This is a genomic window from Acidovorax sp., from assembly GCF_034519795.1.
Classification (GTDB): Bacteria; Pseudomonadota; Gammaproteobacteria; order Burkholderiales; family Burkholderiaceae_C; genus Acidovorax.
The window spans coordinates 213,401-233,588 of record NZ_JAXHOB010000020.1 but is presented as its reverse complement, the minus strand read 5'-3'; the positions used below and the strand labels follow the sequence as shown (position 1 = coordinate 233,588).

Annotated in this window: 19 protein-coding genes; 10 read left to right on the top strand and 9 right to left on the bottom strand. The window is 67.6% G+C overall.

Translation table 11 applies throughout. The annotated features are described in order from the left end of the window. Positions 1 to 33: 33 nt before the first annotated feature. Positions 34 to 1,398 carry an AI-2E family transporter gene (locus U5N23_RS22350; RefSeq protein ID WP_416208651.1) on the bottom strand — a complete coding sequence of 455 codons (1,365 nt, stop codon included), beginning with the start codon at positions 1,396 to 1,398 and terminating at the stop codon, positions 34 to 36. A 138-nt stretch (positions 1,399 to 1,536) separates the two neighbouring features. On the opposite strand from U5N23_RS22350, the gene U5N23_RS22345 reads away from it, so the two are divergent. Together U5N23_RS22345 and U5N23_RS22340 are read left to right on the top strand one after the other, a co-directional pair. After that, a complete protein-coding gene (locus U5N23_RS22345) occupies positions 1,537 to 2,394 on the top strand; it encodes a hypothetical protein (RefSeq protein WP_322594927.1) in 858 nt (285 codons plus the stop codon). Beyond that, positions 2,391 to 2,957, top strand: coding sequence for a FlgO family outer membrane protein (locus U5N23_RS22340; RefSeq protein WP_322594926.1), 567 nt, complete (start codon positions 2,391 to 2,393; stop codon positions 2,955 to 2,957). Before U5N23_RS22345 ends, U5N23_RS22340 begins: the two co-directional genes overlap by 4 nt. Positions 2,958 to 3,056: 99 nt before the next feature. Here the strand turns inward: U5N23_RS22340 and flhC are convergent, their stop codons facing one another. The 5 genes from flhC to U5N23_RS22315 all read right to left on the bottom strand — a co-directional run bounded on the left by flhC (position 3,057) and on the right by U5N23_RS22315 (position 7,382). After that, positions 3,057 to 3,611, bottom strand: coding sequence for a flagellar transcriptional regulator FlhC (flhC, locus tag U5N23_RS22335; RefSeq protein WP_322594925.1), 555 nt, complete (start codon positions 3,609 to 3,611; stop codon positions 3,057 to 3,059). A gap of 49 nt (positions 3,612 to 3,660) precedes the next feature. Continuing rightward, the gene (gene flhD / locus U5N23_RS22330; RefSeq protein ID WP_007853391.1) at positions 3,661 to 3,987 is read right to left on the bottom strand and encodes a flagellar transcriptional regulator FlhD; all 327 of its coding nucleotides are present in this window, start codon (positions 3,985 to 3,987) and stop codon (positions 3,661 to 3,663) included. Between the two features lie 247 nt (positions 3,988 to 4,234). Continuing rightward, complete coding sequence (locus U5N23_RS22325) at positions 4,235 to 5,137, bottom strand: sulfurtransferase (RefSeq protein WP_322594924.1); 903 nt, start codon at positions 5,135 to 5,137, stop codon at positions 4,235 to 4,237. A gap of 67 nt (positions 5,138 to 5,204) precedes the next feature. Further along, positions 5,205 to 6,116 carry a DMT family transporter gene (locus tag U5N23_RS22320; protein ID WP_322594923.1) on the bottom strand — a complete coding sequence of 304 codons (912 nt, stop codon included), beginning with the start codon at positions 6,114 to 6,116 and terminating at the stop codon, positions 5,205 to 5,207. A 126-nt stretch (positions 6,117 to 6,242) separates the two neighbouring features. Next, complete coding sequence (locus tag U5N23_RS22315) at positions 6,243 to 7,382, bottom strand: aromatic ring-hydroxylating dioxygenase subunit alpha (protein WP_322594922.1); 1,140 nt, start codon at positions 7,380 to 7,382, stop codon at positions 6,243 to 6,245. Positions 7,383 to 7,733: 351 nt separating this feature from the next. On the opposite strand from U5N23_RS22315, the gene xseB reads away from it, so the two are divergent. From xseB to U5N23_RS22290, 5 genes are all read left to right on the top strand, one after another. Further along, on the top strand, positions 7,734 to 7,976 hold the full coding sequence (xseB, locus tag U5N23_RS22310) for an exodeoxyribonuclease VII small subunit (protein WP_322594921.1): 243 nt from the start codon (positions 7,734 to 7,736) through the stop codon (positions 7,974 to 7,976). Continuing rightward, a complete protein-coding gene (locus U5N23_RS22305; protein ID WP_322594920.1) occupies positions 7,973 to 8,920 on the top strand; it encodes a farnesyl diphosphate synthase in 948 nt (315 codons plus the stop codon). Before xseB ends, U5N23_RS22305 begins: the two co-directional genes overlap by 4 nt. A 111-nt stretch (positions 8,921 to 9,031) precedes the next feature. Next, a complete protein-coding gene (dxs, locus tag U5N23_RS22300) occupies positions 9,032 to 10,915 on the top strand; it encodes a 1-deoxy-D-xylulose-5-phosphate synthase (RefSeq protein ID WP_322594919.1) in 1,884 nt (627 codons plus the stop codon). Between the two features lie 181 nt (positions 10,916 to 11,096). After that, the gene (locus U5N23_RS22295) at positions 11,097 to 12,179 is read left to right on the top strand and encodes a TRAP transporter substrate-binding protein DctP (RefSeq protein ID WP_322594918.1); all 1,083 of its coding nucleotides are present in this window, start codon (positions 11,097 to 11,099) and stop codon (positions 12,177 to 12,179) included. 252 nt (positions 12,180 to 12,431) lie between these two features. Further along, a complete protein-coding gene (locus U5N23_RS22290) occupies positions 12,432 to 13,514 on the top strand; it encodes a TRAP transporter substrate-binding protein (protein ID WP_322594917.1) in 1,083 nt (360 codons plus the stop codon). A gap of 411 nt (positions 13,515 to 13,925) precedes the next feature. Here U5N23_RS22290 and U5N23_RS22285 read toward each other — a convergent pair whose 3' ends face one another. From U5N23_RS22285 to U5N23_RS22275, 3 genes are all read right to left on the bottom strand, one after another. Next, entirely contained in the window at positions 13,926 to 15,707 is a 1,782-nt protein-coding gene (locus U5N23_RS22285) for a TRAP transporter large permease subunit (protein ID WP_322594916.1), read from the bottom strand. A gap of 18 nt (positions 15,708 to 15,725) precedes the next feature. Then, a complete protein-coding gene (locus U5N23_RS22280) occupies positions 15,726 to 16,346 on the bottom strand; it encodes a TRAP transporter small permease subunit (protein WP_322594915.1) in 621 nt (206 codons plus the stop codon). A 318-nt stretch (positions 16,347 to 16,664) separates the two neighbouring features. Further along, positions 16,665 to 17,807, bottom strand: a complete 1,143-nt coding sequence (locus U5N23_RS22275; protein ID WP_322594914.1) for a substrate-binding domain-containing protein — start codon at positions 17,805 to 17,807, stop codon at positions 16,665 to 16,667. A gap of 49 nt (positions 17,808 to 17,856) precedes the next feature. Here U5N23_RS22275 and U5N23_RS22270 point away from each other — a divergent pair, with 49 nt between their 5' ends. From U5N23_RS22270 to U5N23_RS22260, 3 genes are read left to right on the top strand one after another with little or no spacing between them, the layout of a single operon-like run. Then, positions 17,857 to 18,594, top strand: coding sequence for an ABC transporter permease (locus U5N23_RS22270; RefSeq protein WP_322594913.1), 738 nt, complete (start codon positions 17,857 to 17,859; stop codon positions 18,592 to 18,594). A gap of 20 nt (positions 18,595 to 18,614) precedes the next feature. Then, positions 18,615 to 19,346, top strand: coding sequence for a phosphate ABC transporter ATP-binding protein (locus tag U5N23_RS22265; protein ID WP_322594912.1), 732 nt, complete (start codon positions 18,615 to 18,617; stop codon positions 19,344 to 19,346). Next, complete coding sequence (locus U5N23_RS22260; protein ID WP_322594911.1) at positions 19,343 to 20,179, top strand: extracellular solute-binding protein; 837 nt, start codon at positions 19,343 to 19,345, stop codon at positions 20,177 to 20,179. The genes U5N23_RS22265 and U5N23_RS22260 overlap by 4 nt, the downstream gene beginning before the upstream one ends. Positions 20,180 to 20,188: the final 9 nt, after the last annotated feature.

Below are 20,188 nucleotides of genomic sequence, written 5' to 3'. Positions count from 1 at the left end.
TCGCGCAGCGAGGAGGGAGAGGGTGGGCTTGATCTAATCCCCCAGCAGCTCGCCGACCGGTTTGAGGTCTTCCACCCGGTCGCAGACCGCCTTCACGGCCATCATGACCGGGATGCCCAGCAGCAGGCCCCACAGCCCCCAGAGCCAGCCCCAGGCGAGCACGCTCACGAACACGGCCACGGGGCTCATGCTGCTGGTGCGGCTGGTGAGCCAGGGGGTAAGCAGGTTGCCGATGAGGGTGTGGATGACCAGCGAGGCGCCGCCGATGGCCAGGGCCATGTCGATGGTGCCGAACTGCAGGAAGGCCACCAGCGCCGAGGCGCCGGCCGTGAGCGCCGAGCCGATGTAGGGCGCGAGGTTGAGCACGCCGGCCACCACGCCCCACACGGCCGCATTCTCCAGCCCCAGCGCCCAGTAGGCGCAGCCCGTGGCCAGGCCCACCAGGATGCTGGTGAACACCTGCACCAGCAGGTAGCGCTGGATCTGGCCGGTGATGTCGTCGAGCACCTGCATGGTGATGTTGCGCCGCTCCAGGCTGCTGCCGGCAATGCGCACCAGCTTCTGGCGAAACAGGTTGCCCGAGGCCAGGGCGAAGTAGGTCAGGAACACCACCACCGTGAGCTGGCCCACGGCCGAGACCAGGCCCATGGTGCCGCTCCACAGGTAGTCGCGGATGTTGAAGGGCGGGCGCTCCACCACCACGCGCTGCACGCCGCGCCGGGCGGGGGCGGCGGCGCTGTTCTCGGCGGCAGCCTGTTCGATCTGGGCGGCGGCCTTCTGCATCGTGTCCAGCCTGCTGGGCATACCGGCCTGGGCGCGCAGGTTGTCGCGCACCTTCTTGGCCGCCACGGGCAGCGAGTCGACGAGCTGCACGGCCTGGTCGCTCAGGGACCAGGCCATGCTGGCCATGCCCCCTACGATGGCCATGAGCAGCAGGGCGGCGCCCAGCGGGCGCGGCAGGTGCCAGCGGCGCAGGATGTTGACGCCAGGGCGCAGCGCCGTGGTCAGCAGCAGGCTCAGCATCAGCGGAATGAACACCGCGCTGGCCCAGTGCAGCAGGGCCACGCCGGCAAACAGGGCCAACAGCGCCAGGGACATGTTGCGCACGTCCACCGGCATCTGCAGCGTCAGCGGGCTGGGTGGGGCATGCGCCGCCACAGTGGGCGAGGCGGGCGAGGCGGGCTGTGCAGGGTGCGCGGCTGCAGCCAGGGTGGCGGCATCGGGCGGGCTGGCAACGCGCTCCGGCCCGGGTTCGGGTTGGGGTTGGGGGTCGGCGGCGCCGGGCATGGCCGGTGGGCCTGCCGGCGCTGTGCCGTTGCACGCCTCGCCAGCTTGCGGCTGCTGCGGCAGGGCCGGGGGTGGAGCGTTCGATTGGGAGGGGGCAGGCACGGCGGTCATGCGCGGATTGTCACGCACTGTGAGCAAATGTTGTGTAGGCGCCCGCCCCACGCGCAGCCTGCATGCCGCGCAAAAATACAGCGCGATTGCCTCGCTATTCACGCGATGGGGGCGGCGGCGGGCCGCTAGCATGGCTGCATGCAAGTTGAACCATTGCCTGGCGGCATGCCGCAGGGCCCCTCCCAAGGACCACTGCCCGCCGGGCAGTCCGGTACGGCCTCGACCACGCAGGGCGATGTCCCCGCCCGGCCCGTCGTGCACCGGGTGGTCGTGCCGCTGCTGGCCGTGGCATCGCTGCTGGCGGCCGGCTGCTCGTCGCTCGATGTGCCGCGTGCCGACAACTACCCGGCATCGAACCAGAAGAAGGCCCGCGCGGTGCACCACTGGGATGTGCTGGCCGACGATGTGGCCACGCGCATCACCGACAAGATCCGCACCTGGCCAGCGGGCGAGCACCCGATCTACGTGTCCGCCTCGGGCGACACCAGCTTCAACAACGGCTTTCGCAAGCTCCTGATCACCCGCCTGCTGGACCGGGGTGTGGTGCTCACCAACCAGCCCTCGGCCGTGACCCTGGCGTTCGAAACCCAACTGGTGCAGCACCCGGGCCGCGTCTCCAACAGCCTGCCCATGCCCTGGACCCGGCTGGCCCTGGGTGTGGGCGTGGCGCGCGACTGGGCCCACCGTGCGCCCGGCGCCGGCTCCATCGTGGCCGGGACGATCGCCATCGGGGCGCTGGCCGATGCCGCGCAGTACACCACCGATGGCCCCGCCGCTGGCGGCCCCACGCGCACCGAGGTGCTCATCACGACCTCGCTGGAAAGCGGCGACCGCTACCTGGCCCGGACTTCGGACGTGTACTACATCGAGCAGGATGATGCGGTGCTCTACCAGGTGCAGCAGCCGCCACCACCTCCACCCCCGCCGCCCGCGCCCACCCCGGTCAAGACCTGGCAGGTGGTGAGCCCGCCGGTGATGATGATGGTGGCGCCATGAAGCGACGCGCCCTGTTGCGCACGGCCGGCGCATGGCTGCCGGTGCTGGCCCTGCCGGGCTGCGCCTCGTACTACTACGGTGACAAGGCAGGTGGAAGCGGTGGCGGGCTGATGGACCTCATCACCCCCAGCACCATCGAGCGCAACCACCGCGCGGCTGATGCGCTGCTGCTGCAGGCACCGCTGGATCCCCAGCATGCCGTGCTGGTCGCCACGCTGGTGAATGTGGACCGCTTGAACGAGTCCTCGCGGCTGGGGCGCATCTTCTCCGAACAGATCGGCTCGCGCCTGGTGCAGCGCGGCCTGCGCGTGACCGAGCTCAAGCTGCGCGAGAACGTGGCCATGCAGCGCGGCACCGGCGAGCTGCTGCTCTCGCGCGAGGTGCGCGAGGTGAGCCGCGCGCACGACGCACAGGCCGTGGTGGTGGGCACCTACGCGGTTTCCACGAGCACGCTGTTCATCAGCCTCAAGATCGTGAACCCGGTGGGCAACACCGTGGTGGCCGCGCACGATTACGCGATGCCGGTGGACGAGAACGTGCGCTCGCTGCTGGCGGCGCGGTAGGCCCCGGCCGGTACAGGCGCTTTTCAGCAAAAAGCCCCGCGCGGCGAAACCGGCGGGGCTTTGTCATTCTTGCGCAGTCCGGCGTTGCCGGGCTGGGGATCAGTGCAGCATGAGTGCACCGGCGTTCTTGCTCTTGCCGGCGCGGGCGGGCGGGTTGCACAGGCCGCAGGTGTAGTGGCGGTTTTCATAAAGCTCGGTGACGAACTGGCCCTTGCAGTCGGCGCACTGGGTGCGGGTGAGCATGCCCGCGTCCACGAACTTCACCAGGCGCCAGGCGCGGGTGAAGGACAGCAGGGGTTCGATCTCGGCGGTGGTGACCTGCTCGTTGTACAGGCGGTAGGCCTTGGTCAGCAGTTCCACCGAGTCCAGGTCCACGCCCTTGGACAGGTATTCGTAGATGTTCAGGAACAGCGAGCTGTGGATGTTTTCCTGCCAGGTCAGGAACCAGTCGGTCGAAAAGGGCAGTTGGCCCTTGGACGGCGACTTGCCGGCGATCTCCTTGTACAGGCGGATCAGGCGTTCGTACGACAGCGTGGTCTCCGACTCCAGCACCTGCATGCGGGCCCCCATGCCGATCAGCATCGCAGCGCGCTCGATCTGCTTGGATTCGTTGAGGACGCTCTTGGCCGGGGCTTTTGCGGGAGTGGCGGTCATGGCAGGCTTTCGGAGGTGCGGTGGACGAACGGGGCAGGAGGGCAGTGCTTCAGAGCACTTCCGACACGCGGCTGGCCATCAGGATGTTGGCGTGCAGGGTGTTGGTGGCTTCGTTGCCCACCTTCTTGGCCGTGTGGTTGGTCAGCAAGCTCCACACCAGGTTGTCGTCCACGCGGAAGCTGCAAAGAAGCGTGTTCCGGGAGGCCAGTTTGAGCACTTGGGCTGCCGACAGCGATGCCAGAATATCGGCAGCGTCTTCGTTCATGCCCAGACGGAACACTGCTTCTGCCTTGTCATGGCGAATCAGGTTCTGCGCCAGCATCAGGTAGGTCAGGTTGGCTTCGCGGATTTCGGCGAGCAGTTGTTCGTTGGTCATGGCAGGGTTCCTTTGTTCCAGTTCCGGGTCTTCGCCTTGCCATGCTGTTTGCATGTTTTGCGTGATCCGTTGAAATGGATTGTGAAACCGGGCCAATCAAAAATTAAGTCAGCGTTGCTCTGTGCTGCGTGTCTGGTTCAGGGGTGGTGCCTGTAGGAATTTGCCTTACAGAACACCAAGCCCCGGTCCTGCCCGCAAGAGCGTTGCGGCCTGCTGCCGCCAGGCGGTCAAAGCGCCCGAAACCCGCTCAGCCGCGTTCCACCGGGCGCGAAGAATCGCTCACCCATTCGCTCCAGCTGCCCGCGAAAAGCGATGTTTTTCCGAGTCCGGCGACTTCCATGGCGATCAGGTTGGGCAGGGCGCTCACGCCGCTGCCGCACTGGTGCACCACGCTGGCCGGATCGCGGCCTGCCAGGAGGGTGTCGAACTCGGCGCGCAGCACCGCCGCAGGCTTGAACTTGCCGTCGGGCCCGATGTTTTCGACGAAGGGGCGGTTCAGCGCGCCGGGAATGTGGCCCGCCACCGGGTCCAGCGGCTCCACCTCGCCGCGGTAGCGCGGCGCGGCGCGTGCATCCACCACCGTCTGGCCGGGCTGCTGCAGGTTGGCCAGCACGTCGCTGGCCGTGGCCAGGCGGCGCAGCGGCTCCCTGAGCTCGAAGTTGGACTGGAAGTGCGCGGGTTCTTCACCGCTGGCCACAGCGCCGCCCGCAGCCTGCCAGGCCTGCAGCCCGCCATCGAGCACGGCCACGGCATCGTGCCCGGCCCACTTGAGCATCCACCACAGGCGGCCGCAGTAGTTGGCGCCCTGGCGGTCGTACACCACGGCCTGCATGCCATTGGCAAAACCCACGCTCGACAGCCAGATGGCGAAGCGCTCGCGGCTGGGCAGCGGGTGGCGGCCGCCCGATGCAGGCATGTCCGCCTCCTGGGCCGTCAACACGGTGCGGGATGCGCCGGGCACGCCGTGTTTTGCGCTCAGGTTCTCGTTGAGATCGGCATACACCGCGCCCGGGACATGGGCCTGGCCGTACTGCTGTGCGCCCGCGCTCGATTGCATCAGGTCGAAGCTGCAGTCGAACACCATCAGCGGCGCGCCGCTGGCGATCAGGGTTTGCAGTTCGGTGGCGGAGATCAGGGTGGTGTAGGTCATGGCAGCGGTTGGGGCAGGGGCGAAGGGATGCCCTGCATTGTGTCAATGGTTGGCCCCGAAAGGCGTATCAATGTTCTTCGGCGGGGGCTCCAGGGGCCGCGCGGGCGCGCAGCACGGTGGCCGCAATGCCGCTGCCCACGATGAGCACCATGCCGGCCCAGGCGATGGGCGGCAGCACGTCGCCGAACAGCGCCACGCTGTAGATGGCCGCGAAGACGATGCCCGAGTACTGCAGGTTGGCCACCACCAGTGTGCCGCGCTGCGTCTTGGCGCTGGCGTAGGCCCGGGTCATGCACAGCTGGCCGCCTGCAGCCAGTATGCCGATGGGCAGCAGCCACAGGGCCTGCCAGCCGGGCCACACCGAGGTGCCCGTGAACAGCAGGGCCACGCCGCCCGCTACCGCCGAGCCCACCGCGAAATAGAACACCGTGCGCGACTCGGGTTCGCCCAGGCGCGACAGGGCCACCACCTGCATGTAGGCAAACGCGGCCGACAGGCCCGACAGCAGGCCGATCATGCCGGCGAAGGCCTGGTTCTGGTCCAGGCTGGGGCGCAGCATCATCACCACGCCGACGAAGCCGGTGAGCACGGTGACGATCAGCGTGCCCTGCAGCGCCGGGCGCGGCGTGGCGGCCGAGGGGCGCCATGCCAGCAGCGTGCCGCCGACCAGGAAGGCCGCGATCCACACGCTGCTCATGTAGTTCAGGGTCATGGCCGTGGCCAGGGGCAGGTGGGCGATGGCATAGAACCAGGCGCCGAGCGACACCACTCCCACCAGGCTGCGCCAGGCATGCATGCCCGGGTAGGCGGTGCCCAGGGTGACCTTCTGCGAGCGCGCCAGCAGCCACAGGATGGCCATGCCGATGAGGCCCCGGTAGCAGACCAGTTCGGCCGAATTGAAGTGGGCCGAAGCGATCTTCACGCACACCCCCATGCTCGCAAAGAGGAACGCGGCCAACACCATCCAGAGGGCTTGCATGGGGAAATGAAATCCGAAAGTGAAAATAGCTGCCGTGCTTGCGAAACAAGCACTGGCAGCTATTGTAATGAGAGCGCTTTGGGCAATGGCCGCTATTCGGCGGCGTTTACCTCGCTGTTCGGATTTTCACCGTTTGGGAACCGCGTCACCCATGGCGTTGCGGTACCACTCGTGGAAGTGCTGCATGCCGTCTTCCATCGGGCTTTGGTAAGGGCCCACTTCGTTGTCGCCGCGCGCCAGCAGGGCCTTGCGGCCGGCGTCCATGCGCTCGCCGATCTCGTCGTCCTCGACGCAGGTCTCCATGTAGGCGGCCTTCTGCGCCTCGACGAACTCGCGCTCGAAGGCCGCGATCTCCTCGGGGTAGTAGAACTCCACCATGTTCAGCGTCTTGGTCGGGCTGATGGGGTGCAGCGTGGACACGGTGAGCACGTGCGGGTACCACTCCACCATGATGTGCGGGTACAGCGTGAGCCAGATGGCGCCGTGCTTGGGCGGCTTGCCGCCGCGGAAGGCGAGCAGGGCCTCGTGCCAGCGCTCGTACACGGGGCTGCCGGCCTTGCCCAGGCGGTTGGCCACGCCCACGGTCTGCACCGAGTAGTTCTTGCCGAATTCCCAGCGCAGGTCGTCGCAGGTCACGAAGCTGCCCAGGCCCGGGTGGAAGGGCCCCACGTGGTAGTCCTCCAGGTAGACCTCGATGAAGGTCTTCCAGTTGTAGTTGCACTCGTGCAGCTCCACGTGGTCGAGCACGTAGCCGCCGAAGTCCAGGTCGGCGCGCGGGCCCATCCGGGCCAGGTCGGCTGCCACGTCGTAGCCGTTGTCCTCGAACAAAAGGCCGTTCCACTCGCGCAGCGGGTAGTTGTTGAGGTTCAGGCAGGGGTCGTCGGCGAAGTGCGGCGCGCCCAGCAGCTCGCCCTTGGGGCTGTAGGTCCAGCGGTGCAGCGGGCACACGATGTTGCCGCCCGCGCTGCCCTTTTGCTGGGTGTGCAGCGAGCCGCGGCCCTTGAGCATGACGGCCTGGCGGTGGCGGCAGACGTTGGAGACGAGTTCCACCCCGCCCTGGGCATTGCGCACCAGGGCGCGCCCCTCGGCCTCGTGGGGCAGGGTGTGGTAGTCGCCCGCATTGGGCACCGACAGTTGGTGCCCCACATAGCGGGGCCCGCGCTGGAAGATGGTGTCCAGCTCGCGCTGGAACAGCGCCTGGTCAAAATAGCTTGAAACTGGTAGTTGGCTTGCGGCCTGCTGCAGTTGAAGACTTAAATCAGACATGGAGGACCTGACCTAAAGACTCCCCACAGGGAGGTGTGCCATGCTTGGCACATCTGGAAAAAAGAAACCGGCGCATAGGCCGGCTGGACGAGAATGGGATTATAGCCAATGGGGTTATTCGCCGTCCCCCATTCCCGCACCCCCCCTGCGTGTATTGGCGAGCGGGCTGCGGCCCGCGCCCGGATGGGGCAGGGTTCGTGCGCTCGGTGTCCCGGGTGCACGGGTCCGTGGGGCAAGCCCTTCTTTACCGGCTGCGCTCTCCAAACCGGGGACCTGTGTGCAGGGGGGCCATGCGCTGGGCCTAAAATCAGCGGTTTTTCCATTCGCGGTGCTTGTCCACCGCCTCCTCCCATGCCCAAGGCCCCCGCCACCGCCGCGCCCCCTGCAGAACCTGCCAGCTACGAAGCGGCGCTGGAAGAGCTGGAGCAGCTCGTGGGCCGGATCGAGTCGGGCCAGATGCCCCTGGAGCAGATGCTCGCGGGCTACCAGCGCGGTGCCGCACTGCTGGCCTTTTGCCGCAAGCGCCTGGATGCCGTGCAGGACCAGATCAAGGTGCTGGACGAAGGCGGCCTGCACGCCTGGACGCCCGAATGAGCGCGGCGCCCGTGGTGAACGCCCCCCTGGACCTGGCTGCCTGGAGCCAGCGGCACCTGGCCCGCGTCGAACAAGCCCTGTCCCGCTGGGTGGGCGAAGGTGCGCCCGCCGGCCTGGGCGAGGCCATGCGCTATGCGGTGCTCGACGGCGGCAAGCGCCTGCGCCCGCTGCTGGTGCTGGCGGCCGAGGAGGCCGTGTGCAGCGGTGTGGCCCCCGATGAAGCGGCCTTGCGCGCGCAGTCCGACGGCGCGGCGCTGCGTGCCGCATGCGCCGTCGAGCTGATCCATGCCTATTCCCTGGTGCACGACGACATGCCGTGCATGGACAACGATGTGCTGCGCCGTGGCAAGCCGACGGTGCATGTGCAGTTCGGTGAGGCCCAGGCCTTGCTGGCGGGCGATGCGCTGCAGGCCTTCGCCTTCGAGCTGCTGACCCCCGACGACGGCAGCGTGCCCCCGGCCGTGCAGGCCGTGCTGTGCCGCCTGCTGGCGCGCGCGGCCGGTTCGGCCGGCATGGCCGGCGGCCAGGCCATCGACCTGGCCAGCGTGGGCGTGGCCCTCACTGAAGACCAGTTGCGCCACATGCACCGCCTCAAGACCGGCGCGCTGCTGCAGGGCAGCGTGATGATGGGCGTGGCCTGCGGCCCGGCAGATGCGCAGGCGCACGAGGCCCTGTCCGACTACGGCGCCGTCATGGGCCTGGCCTTCCAGGTGGTGGACGATATCCTCGATGTGGTGGCCGATTCCGCCACACTGGGCAAGACGGCCGGCAAGGATGCCGCGAGCGACAAACCCACCTATGTGTCCCTGCTCGGGCTTGGCAACGCGCAGGCCTATGCCCGCGAGCTGCAGGTGCAGGCCCACGCGGCCCTGGCGCGCAGCGGCCTGGCCGACACCCGCGCGTTGGCAGCCCTGGCGGACATGGTGGTAGACCGCACGCATTGATGGCTGCGGCTGCACTCCCCGCGTCCGTTGATACGATGCACCCAGACCAGGTGCCCGCCGGGGGCTGTCTCTTGCCCAGTGAGCACTGATCGATCCGAAAAAGAATAGCCAATGTCCACGACTTCCTACCCCCTGCTGCAGAACGTGAACGACCCGTCGGACCTGCGCGCCATGCCGCGGGCCGACCTCAAGGCCCTGGCCACCGAACTGCGCGCGTTCGTGCTCGACAGCGTGTCGCAGACGGGCGGGCACCTGAGCTCCAACCTGGGCACGGTCGAGCTCACCGTGGCCCTGCACCACGTGTTCAACACCCCCGAAGACCGGCTGGTGTGGGATGTGGGCCACCAGACCTACCCGCACAAGATCCTCACCGGCCGGCGCGAGCGCATGAAGACGCTGCGCCAGATGGGCGGCATCTCGGGCTTTCCGCAGCGCGCCGAGAGCCCCTACGACACCTTCGGCACGGCCCATTCGAGCACCAGCATCTCGGCCGCCCTGGGCATGGCGCTGGCGGCCAAGGTCAAGGGCGAGAACCGCCATGCCGTGGCCATCATCGGCGATGGCGCCATGACGGCCGGCATGGCCTTCGAGGCGCTGAACAACGCCGGCGTGGCCGATGCCAACCTGCTGGTGGTGCTCAACGACAACGACATGAGCATCAGCCCGCCCGTGGGCGCGCTCAACCGCTACCTGGCCCAGCTCATGAGCGGCCAGTTCTACGCCGCCGCCAAGAACATGGGCAAGACCGTGCTGCGCCCGGTGCCGCCGCTGCTGGAGCTGGCCAAGCGTTTCGAGCAGCAGGCCAAGGGCATGGTGGTGCCGGCCACGCTGTTCGAGAAGTTCGGCTTCAACTACATCGGGCCCATCGATGGCCACGACCTCGATTCGCTGATCCCCACGCTCGAGAACATCAAGAGCCTCAAGGGCCCGCAGTTCCTGCACGTGGTCACCAAGAAGGGCCAGGGCTACAAGCTGGCCGAGGCCGACCCCGTGGCCTACCACGGCCCCGGCAAGTTCGACCCGGCCGTGGGCCTGGTCAAGAGCACGGCGACCCCCAAGCAGACCTTCACCCAGGTGTTCGGCCAGTGGCTGTGCGACATGGGCGCAGCCGACCCGCGCCTGGTCGGCATCACGCCCGCCATGCGCGAGGGCTCGGGCATGGTGGAGTTCGAAAAGCGCTTTCCCGAGCGCTACTACGACGTGGGTATCGCCGAGCAGCATGCCGTCACCTTCGCGGCCGGCATGGCCTGCGAGGGCATGAAGCCCGTGGTGGCGATCTACTCGACCTTCCTGCAGCGCGGCTATGACCAACTGATCCACGATGTGGCGCTGCAGAACCTGCCCGTGGTGTTCGCGCTCGACCGCGCCGGCCTGGTGGGGGCCGATGGCGCCACGCATGCCGGCGCTTACGACATTCCCTTCGTGCGCTGCATCCCCAACATGAGCATGGCCTGCCCGGCCGACGAGCGCGAGTGCCGCCAACTGCTCAGCACCGCCTTCGGGCAGAGCCACCCCGTGGCCGTGCGCTACCCGCGCGGCAGCGGTGCCGGCGTGGCGCCACTGGCCGGGCTCGAAGGCCTGCCCTTCGGCAAGGGCGAGATCCGCCGCGAGCGCAAGGCCACTGCCGGTGCAGCGGGCCCGCGCATCGCCATCCTGGCCTTCGGCACCCTGCTGTACCCCGCGCTTGAAGCGGCCGAGGCGCTCGACGCCACGGTGGCCAACATGCGCTGGGCCAAGCCCGTCGACGTGGAGCTGCTGCGCGACGTGGCCGAGCGCCACGATGTGCTGGTCACGGTCGAGGAAGGTGCCACCATGGGGGGGGCCGGCAGCGCCGTGACCGAGGCCTTGAACGAAGCCGGTATCGTGCGCCCGGTGCTGCAGCTGGGCCTGCCCGACCTGTTCATCGAGCACGGCGACCCGGCCAAGCTGCTGTCGCTGCAGGGGCTGGATGCGGCAGGCATCGAGCGCTCCGTGCGCGCCCGCTTCCTGGCCTGACTACACGGCAGCGGTAGCCCCCGCAGCGTCCCACTGCGCGGGTGCTGTCGAAAACCCGCACAGCCGCTGGCGGGGCACCTCCTACAATGCAGGCGCGCTGCACCGATCTGCACGCGCGCCCCTGCGCAGCAAGCCACCGCTGCCGCATCCTCACCCCCCGCGGAAACAGGAGACCAGCCGTATGCATCGCCGTTCGCTCATCAAGCACACCGGCCTGGCGGGTGTACTGGCCTCTGGCGTCGCGCCGGCCGTGCACGCCCAGGCCACGCTGCGGTGGCGCATTGCATCGAGCTTTCCCAAGTCGTCGGACACCATCTACGGCGGTGCCCAGGTGTTCGCCAAGGCGGTGCGCACCCTGTCGGGCGGCAAGTTCGAGATTTCCGTGCACCCCGGTGGCGAGCTGATGCCGCCCTTCGACGTGGTGGATGGCGTGCAGAGCGGCACTGTGGAGATGTGCCACGCCGTGCCCTATTACTTCTATGACAAGAACCCGGCGTTTGCACTGGGCTGTGCCATCCCCTTCGGTTTCAACGCGCGCCAGATGGGCGCCTGGATGCTGCACGGCAACGGGCGCCGGCTCATGAACGAGTTCTATGCCGGCTTCAATATCGTGAGCTTTGCCTGCGGCAACACCGGCACGCAGATGGGTGGCTGGTTCCTGCGCGAGGTCAGGTCCCCGGCAGACTTCAAGGGCCTCAAGATCCGCGTGGGCGGCGGCCTGGTGGCCGAGGTCATGCAGCGGCTGGGGGCCATTCCCAAGAGCCTGCCGGGCGGCGAGATCTACCAGGCACTGCAAAAGGGCAGCATCGACGCGGCCGAGTGGATCGGGCCCTACGACGACCAGAAACTGGGCTTCAACAAGGTCGCGCCGTTCTACTACTACCCCGGCTGGTGGGAAGGCGGGCCCGAGGTGGACCTGTTCGTGAACAAGAAGGCCTACGACGCGCTCACCCCGGACTACCGCTTCATCATCGAGGCTGCGGCGTCCTTCGCGCACGCCGACATGCTGGCGCGCTACGATGCGCTCAACCCCAACGCGCTCAAGCAACTGGTGGCCGCCAAGACCAAGGTGCTGCCGTACTCTGCCGCCATCCTGGATGCAGCGTTCCGTGCGTCGATGGAGGCCTTTGCGCACAACGACGCCAGGAGCCCCGAGTGGAAGCGGATCTACGCCGACATGCGCAACTTCCAGCGTGACCAGATTCTGTGGTTCCGTTTTGCCGAGTCGCGCTACGACACCTTCATGTCGGCGCAAAAGATCTGACCCCCCGCAGCCCTCGGCGCGGGGCGGCCCTTGCTCGGCTGCCCCGGCCTGGGCGCGCCGGTTTCCAGCAGCGTGAGCGGATGCTTGCAGAACCCTGAAGCCCGCTCGCGATAGCCGGGATTTCACGGGAAAACCCGCAAATCCGCAGGGGGGCATGTTCCTACAATGAACCCGGCTGAAACCAGTCCCGGGCTTGCCGTGCACAACGCGTGCTGCCCGGGTTTTGCAATCAAATACATTGGAGAGAACCTCATGGATCGTCGCTCAATCATCAAGAATGCCGGCATCGCTGGCGTGCTGGCCGCAGGCATTGCGCCGGCCGTCCACGCACAGGCCGCCATTCGCTGGCGCCTGGCTTCCAGCTTCCCCAAGTCGCTGGACACCATCTACGGCGGTGCCGATGTGTTCTCCAAGGCCGTCAAGGCCATGTCGGGCGGCAAGTTCGAAATCTCCGTGCATGCTGGTGGCGAGCTGATGCCTCCCTTCGGCGTGGTGGATGGCGTGCAGCAGGGCACCGTCGAAATGGCGCACACCGTGCCGTACTACTTCTATGGCAAGAACCCCGCGTTCGCGCTCGGTTCGGCCGTGCCGTTCGGCCTGAATGCCCGCCAGATGACCGCCTGGATGATGCATGGCAACGGCCGCAAGCTCATGAACGAGTTCTACGCCGGCTACAACATGATCAGCTTTGCCGGCGGCAATACCGGCACCCAGATGGGTGGCTGGTTCCGCAAGGAGATCAAGTCGGCGGCCGACTTCAAGGGCCTGAAGATGCGCCTGGGCGGCGGTCTGATCGGTGAAGTCATGCAGAAGATGGGTGCCGTGCCCCAGAGCATTCCTGGCGGCGAAATCTACCAGGCGCTCGAAAAGGGCACGCTGGATGCCGCCGAGTGGGTGGGTCCTTACGACGACCAGAAGCTGGGCTTCAACAAGGTCGCTCCGTTCTACTACTACCCCGGCTGGTGGGAAGGTGGTCCGGAAGTGGACTTCTACGTCAACCAGAAAGCCTTCGACGCCCTGTCGGCCGAGAACAAGGCCATCATCGACGCCGCCACGAAGGTGGCCCACGTCGACATGCTGGCCAAGTACGATGCCCTGAACCCCACGGCCCTCAAGCAACTGGTGGCCGCCAAGACCAAGGTGCTGCCTTTCTCGCAGCCCATCCTGGAGGCATCGTTCAAGGCCTCGATGGAAGTGTTCGCCGAAAACGACGCCAAGAGCCCCGAGTGGAAGAAGATCTACGCCGATCTGCGTTCGTTCCAGCGTGACCAGGTTCTGTGGTTCCGCTTTGCCGAATCGCGCTTCGACACCTTCATGGCTTCCCAGAAGCTCTGAGCTTTGCCAAGGCGTGGCGGCAGACGCTGCCGCGCCGAGGTCGAAAACCCGCCTGTTGCTGGCGGGTTTTTTTTCGCCCGCATTTTCCGGGCTGTGCCGGGGTGCGGGCGCCCATGGCCACCCTCTGCCTGCACTGCACAGCCAGTGCTCCCGCCGCATGGGCGAGTTCGCCCTGCAGGCGCGCAGGGCCGCCCGGGTGGTGGAAGCGGTGGCCGATTTTCACGTGGATGCAAGTGGCCCCGCTTGGGCGGGGGCGCGAGGCCGGCGGGTGCCACGGCATCGCTGGCCATGGCGCGCCTGGACAAGGTTTGCCGCCCATAAAAAAGCCCCTGCAGATCCGGAGAGCCTGTCTCCATCTGCAGGGGCTGCCGGGGCGGGGCCAACCAGGCCCCGCCCCGTACGGCGTATCGGCTACTTCTTGTCGCTGGACATCGAGTCCTGCAGTGCCTTCATCGGGTCGTCGGCCGCAGTTGCCGCATCCGAGGACGGCGCAACTGGCGCGCCGCCCTCCATGCCCGCCGTCGGGTCTGCAGCCTCGGGTGCGGACCGCATGGTGGCCTCCATTTCCTGGCGGACCTTGTCGAGGTCATACACGACCTCCTTGTCCAGCCCGCTGGAGACGATGCCCGGGAATGCAATGACCAGGCCCACCATGATCAGCTGGATGATCACGAACGGCACGGCGCCCCAGTAGATCTGCATGGTGGTGATCGGCTGGGTCAGCTTGCCGGTCACCTTGTCTATGTACTCCTTGGTCGGTGCCACGCTGCGCAGGTAGAACAGCGCGAAGCCGAAGGGCGGGTGCATGAACGAGGTCTGCATGTTGATGCCCAGCAGCACGCCGAACCAGATCAGGTCGATGCCCAGCTTGTCGGCCACCGGCGCGAGCAGCGGAACCACGATGAACGACAACTCGAAGAAGTCCAGGAAGAAGGCCAGGAAGAAGATCATGATGTTCACCACGATCAGGAAGCCCATCTGGCCGCCCGGCAGTCCGGTGAGCAGGTGCTCCACCCACAGCGGGCCATCCACGCCCTGGAAGGTCAGGCCGAAGATGGTGGCTCCCACCAGGATGAACACCACGAAGCAGGACAGCTTGGTCGTGGTCTGCATTGCCTGCTTGAGCAGCGACATGCTCAGGCGGCCGCGCACCAGGGCCATGATGAAGGCCCCCAGGGCGCCCATGGCGCCGCCTTCGGTGGGCGTCGCCACGCCCAGGAAGATGGTGCCCAGCACGAGGAAGATGAGCAGCAGGGGCGGGATCAGCACGAAGGTCACGCGCTCTGCCACGCGCGAGAGCAGGCCCAGGCGGGCGACCTTGTTGACCATGGCCGCGATGAACGCGAGGGCCACGCCGAAGCACATGGAGACCACGATGGTTTCGTCGAGTGCCACGCGCTCCACCGCTTCGCCGGACCACCACGTGTGCAGGGCGGGCATGTTCTTGGCCACGTAGACCGAAGCGGCCGTGCAGACGGCGGTCAGCACCGCCAGCGAGGGCAGTCCGTTGTTGCCGTTGTCTTCGCGCAGGGTGCGGGCTTCCGGGGGCAGTGCAGGGGCCCAGTTGGGTTTGAAGATCGCGATCAGGATCACGTACAGGGCGTAGAAGCCGCACAGCATCAGGCCAGGGACAAAGGCGCCCTTGTACATGTCGCCCACCGAGCGTCCCAACTGGTCGGCCAGGATGATGAGCACCAGGGACGGGGGAATGATCTGCGCCAGCGTGCCGGATGCAGCGATGACCCCGGTGGCCAGACGCCGGTCATAGCCGTAGCGCATCATGATGGGCAGGGAGATCAGGCCCATCGAGATCACCGAAGCCGCGACCACGCCGGTCGTGGCCGCCAGCAGGGTGCCCACGAAGATGACGGCCAGGGCCAGGCCGCCGCGCACGGGACCGAAGAGCTGGCCAATGGTCTCCAGCAGGTCTTCCGCCATCCCGCTGCGCTCCAGTATCAGCCCCATGAGCGTGAAGAACGGAATGGCCAGCAAGGTGTCGTTCTGCATGATGCCGAAGATCCGCAGCGGCACGGCCTGCAGCAGGGCTTCGGGCAGGGCGCCCAGCTCCACGCCGATGAAGGCGAAGAACAGGCCGCAGGCCCCCAGGCTGAACGCCACGGGAAAGCCCATCAGCAGGAAGACGATCAGCCCCGCGAACATGATCGGGGCGAGGTTGTGTACAAGGAATTCCATGGTGTGGGGTCTTTCCGCTCAAGCGGCCTTGTCGGCGGTGTTGCCAGTGTTCTTGGCGGCTTCGGACAGGCGGCGGATCGAGTCGGCCAGCTCTTCCTCGGCCGTCTTTTCGGCCTTCTTCGCCGTGGGATCCTCGATCAGGCCTTGCAGGAAGGCAATGCGCTTGATGAGCTCGGACCAGCCCTGCAGCAGCAGCAGCCCGAAGCCCAGCGGCATCATGAGGTAGACCGGCCAGCGCAGGAGGCCGCCCGCATTGTTCGACATCTCGCCCGAGACGAACGCGCGGTAGAAGAACGGAATGCCGTACCAGAGCACGGCCAGGCACATGGGCGTGAGAAACACGATGAAGCCGAAGATGTCGATCAGGATCTGCTTGCGCTTGGACAGGCGGCCGGAGATCACGTCGACCTTGACATGCTCGTTCTGCAGCAGCGTGTAGCCCGCAGCGAGCAGGAACGACGCCGCAAACAGGTACCACTGCACTTCGAGGAAGGCATTGGAGCTGATGTTGAATGCCTTGCGGACGATGGCGTTGACGGCGCTGATCAGGGTCGAGGCCAGAATGAGCCAGATGACGTACTTGCCGATCTGGGTGCTTAGCCAGTCGACCCCCCGTGAAAATTTAAGTAGAGCCTGCATGGTGTCTCCAATAAAAAGGCTGTGCGTAGGACATGCGCGACGCGCCCGCGGGTAGGCGGGGGCACCGTACAAACTGTGACAACGGCGCGATTCTACGGAGCACTTTAAATCGAGCCTGACGGCAGTGTGACGGTGTTATCCCTCGGTGTGGCCTCAATTCTTTGCTCTCAAAATTGAAGCAATTAGGGTTTCTTCCTAGGCGCAAAACTGCGCCGAACGCAGGCAAAAGCGGCCCAGGCGCACGGATGCCGGGGTGAACGGGTCCTGACCAGGGGATACACCTGGCGCTACCCGATCGGTCCGTACCGTCGCGGCCTCTCAGCCAGGTCCTTGCGCTTCATGGGGCGGGCGGCCGTGGGGGCGTTTGGGCCGGGCAAACTGCCACCAGGGCAGCACGGAGCTCATGGCCAGCACCTCGCCGCAGTGCATGGGCGCGTAGCCGGGCAGCGCCGCCATCTGCGCCTGCCAGGCGGGGGTCTGCAGCAGGTCGCGCAGCGCCTGGGTGGCCGGCTGCTCCAGCGTGGATTTCAGGCAGGCCAGGTGGTAGCGCTCCTGCACCAGGGGCACGAAGGCCAGCCCCCGGGCATGCGCCGCCAGTTCGATGCCCATGCCCACGTCCGCGGCGCCGGCCGCCACCGCCTGGGCCACGGCCGTGTGCGAGGGCTCATGGCGTTCATAGCCTTGCAGGTCGCCAGGGCCCAGACCCGATTGCGCCAGCAGGTCGTCCAGCAGCACCCGCGTGCCCGTGCCCAGGGGCCGGTTCACGAAGCGCACACCCTGGCGGGCCACGTCGGCCAGCGTCTTGAGGCCCAGCGGGTTGCCGCGCGCCACGATCAGGCCCTGGGTGCGCTGGGCAAAGCCGATGATCTTGTGGCGCCCGGGCCGCAGCAGCGGCTTGTAGGTGCGGGCGGCCAGCGAATCGGCGGCGGGGGTCTCGCGCGTATGGAAGCCGGCGATCGTGCAGCGGCCTTCGTTGAGCGCGCGGATCGCGTCCACGCTGCCGGTGAAGCGGATGTCGAGGTGCAGCGCGCCGGTCTCGCCCGGCGTGGCCGCATAGGCACGCAGCGCGGCCAGCGCATCGTCATGGCTGGCATACATGGTGAGCACATGCGCGTGTTCGTCGAAGGCCACCGCGAAGGCGCGCTCCAGGTCGGCGTGCAGGGCGGCGATCTGCGGCGCCAGCCGGGCCTGGGCCTGGCGCTCGGCCCACAGCAGCTTGGCACCGAACTCGCTCAGCTGGGCGGACTGCCCCTTGCCCCAGACGATGAGTTCGCCCCCCAACTGCTCCTCCCAGCGCTTGAGGGCGCCCCACACGTGGCGGTAGGACAGCTGCAGCGCGCGCGCCGCACCCGAGATGGAGCCCTGCTCGGCCACCGCCTGCAGCAGTTCGGGCAGGGGGTTGCGGATCTGGGTGTCGCCCGCATCGCGGCTGAGCGTGTAGTGAAGTTGGACCCTATGCACGGACGTTCATATCGCTGGAGAAGGAGGAGGCCCCTACGATAGCCCAAGCATGTCCACCCTGACGCAAAGCGCCGCCACCGCCCTCGAACTGACCTTGTCCGGGGATCCGGCGTTGTGGACCATCGTCGGCCGCTCCCTGTCGGTCAGCGCCACGGCCTGCGCGCTCGCGTGTGCCGCGGGCCTGGTGCTCGGGGCCTGGCTGGGCGTGGCCCGGTTCGCGGGGCGGGGCGCGGTGCTGGCACTGCTCAACACCTTGCTGGCCGTACCCTCGGTGGTGGTGGGGCTGGTGGTCTACCTGCTGCTCTCGCGCAGCGGCCCGTTCGGTGCCCTGGGCTGGCTGTTCAGCTTCAAGGCCATGGTGCTGGCCCAGGCCATCCTGGTGCTGCCGGTGGTCACCGCGCTCACGCGCCAGGTGGTGGAAGATGCCGAGCGCGCCCATGGCGAGCAACTGCGCTCGCTGGGCGCCGGCACGCTGTTGCGCAGCCTGCTGCTGGCCTGGGACGAGCGCTATGCGCTGCTCACTGTATTGATCGCTTCGTTCGGGCGCGCCATTTCCGAAGTGGGTGCTGTGATGATCGTGGGCGGCAACATCGATGGCTTCACCCGCGTCATGACCACGGCCATCGCACTGGAGACGAGCAAAGGCGACCTGCCCCTGGCGCTGGCGCTGGGCCTGGTGCTGCTGGGCGTGGTGCTGGCGCTCAACGTGCTGGTCGCGCTGCTGCGCCGCTGGCGCGAACGTGTGGACGGTGGCACGTCCGACGCCATGGTGGGGGTGGCCGCGTGAGGTATCCGGCGCCCCTCCCCGTGGCCTTGCCCGTTGTCTCCCCGCTGATCGACCTGCGCGGCGTGGCCGTGCGCTACGGGCGCGTGCAGGCGCTGGCCGACATCGATCTGCGCATTGCCCCCGGTGAGCGCGTGGCCCTGGTGGGGGCCAACGGCAGCGGCAAGAGCACCCTGCTGCGCGTGCTGCACGGCCTGGTGGCACCCAGTGCCGGCCAGGTGCAGCGCGATGCCACGCAGCGCCAGGCCATGCTGTTCCAGCGCCCGCACATGCTGCGCACCAGCGCCCAGAACAACGTGGCGCTGGCGCTGTGGCTGCGCGGCACGCGCTGGCGCGATGCGCGGGACCAGGCGCTGGCGGCGCTGCGGCGCGTGGGGCTCGAAGCCATTGCCCTGCAGAACGCGCGCACGCTCTCGGGCGGCCAGCAGCAGCGGGTGGCGCTGGCGCGGGCCTGGGCCCTGCGGCCCGCGGTGCTGCTGCTCGATGAGCCCACTGCCAGCCTGGACCCGCATGCCAAGCGCGAGGTCGAGGGCCTGATGGCCGACCTGGCCGGCAGCGCGGTGCAGGCGGACGGCAGCGCACGGGCCGTGACCATGGTGTTCAGCAGCCACAACCTGGGCCAGGTCAAGCGGCTGGCCAGCCGCGTGGTCTACCTGGAGCAGGGCCGCACGGTGGCCGACCTGCCGGTGCATGACTTTTTCAACGGCCCCCTGCCGGAGGCCGCGCGTTTGTTCGTCAAAGGAGAAATCGGATGAGTCACCACTACAAGACCCCACGCAGCCGCCTGCCGTTCGCACCCCACGTGCTCGCACTGGCCATCGTCTTTGCGCACGGCGCGGCGTCGGCGCAGGCCACGATCACCATGGCGTCCACCACCTCCACCGAGCAGTCGGGCCTGTTCGGTCACCTGATGCCCGAGTTCAAGAAGGCCAGCGGCATCGACATCAAGGTGGTGGCCCTGGGCACCGGCCAGGCCCTGGACATGGCGCGCCGCGGCGATGCCGACGTGCTCTTCGTGCACGACCAGGTGGCCGAGGAGAAGTTCGTGGCCGATGGCTGGGGCGTCAAGCGCTACCCGGTGATGTACAACGACTTCATCCTCATAGGCCCCAAGGGCGACCCGGCCGGCACGCGGGGCAAGGACATCGTCGAGGCCCTGAAGAAGCTGGCCACCGGAAACGTCGCCTTCATCTCGCGCGGCGACAAGAGCGGCACGCACGCCGCCGAACTGCGCTACTGGAAGCTGGCGGGCGCCGAGGCGGCCAAGGGCAGCGGCTACAAGGAATGCGGCTGCGGCATGGGCCCGGCGCTGAACATCGCCGCCTCCAGCGGCGCCTATGTGCTGGCCGACCGAGGCACCTGGCTCAATTTCAAGAACCGCGCCGACATGGCGGTGCTGGTGGAAGGCGACACGCGCCTGTTCAACCAGTACGGGGTGATGGTGGTCAACCCGGCCAAGCACCCGCAGGTCAAGGTGCAGGACGCGCAGAAGTTCGTGGACTGGGTGGTCTCGCCCGGCGGCCAGGCCAGCATCGCCGGCTACAAGATCGGCGGCGAGCAGCTGTTCTTCCCGAACGCTGGCAAGTAGGGTGGGCCC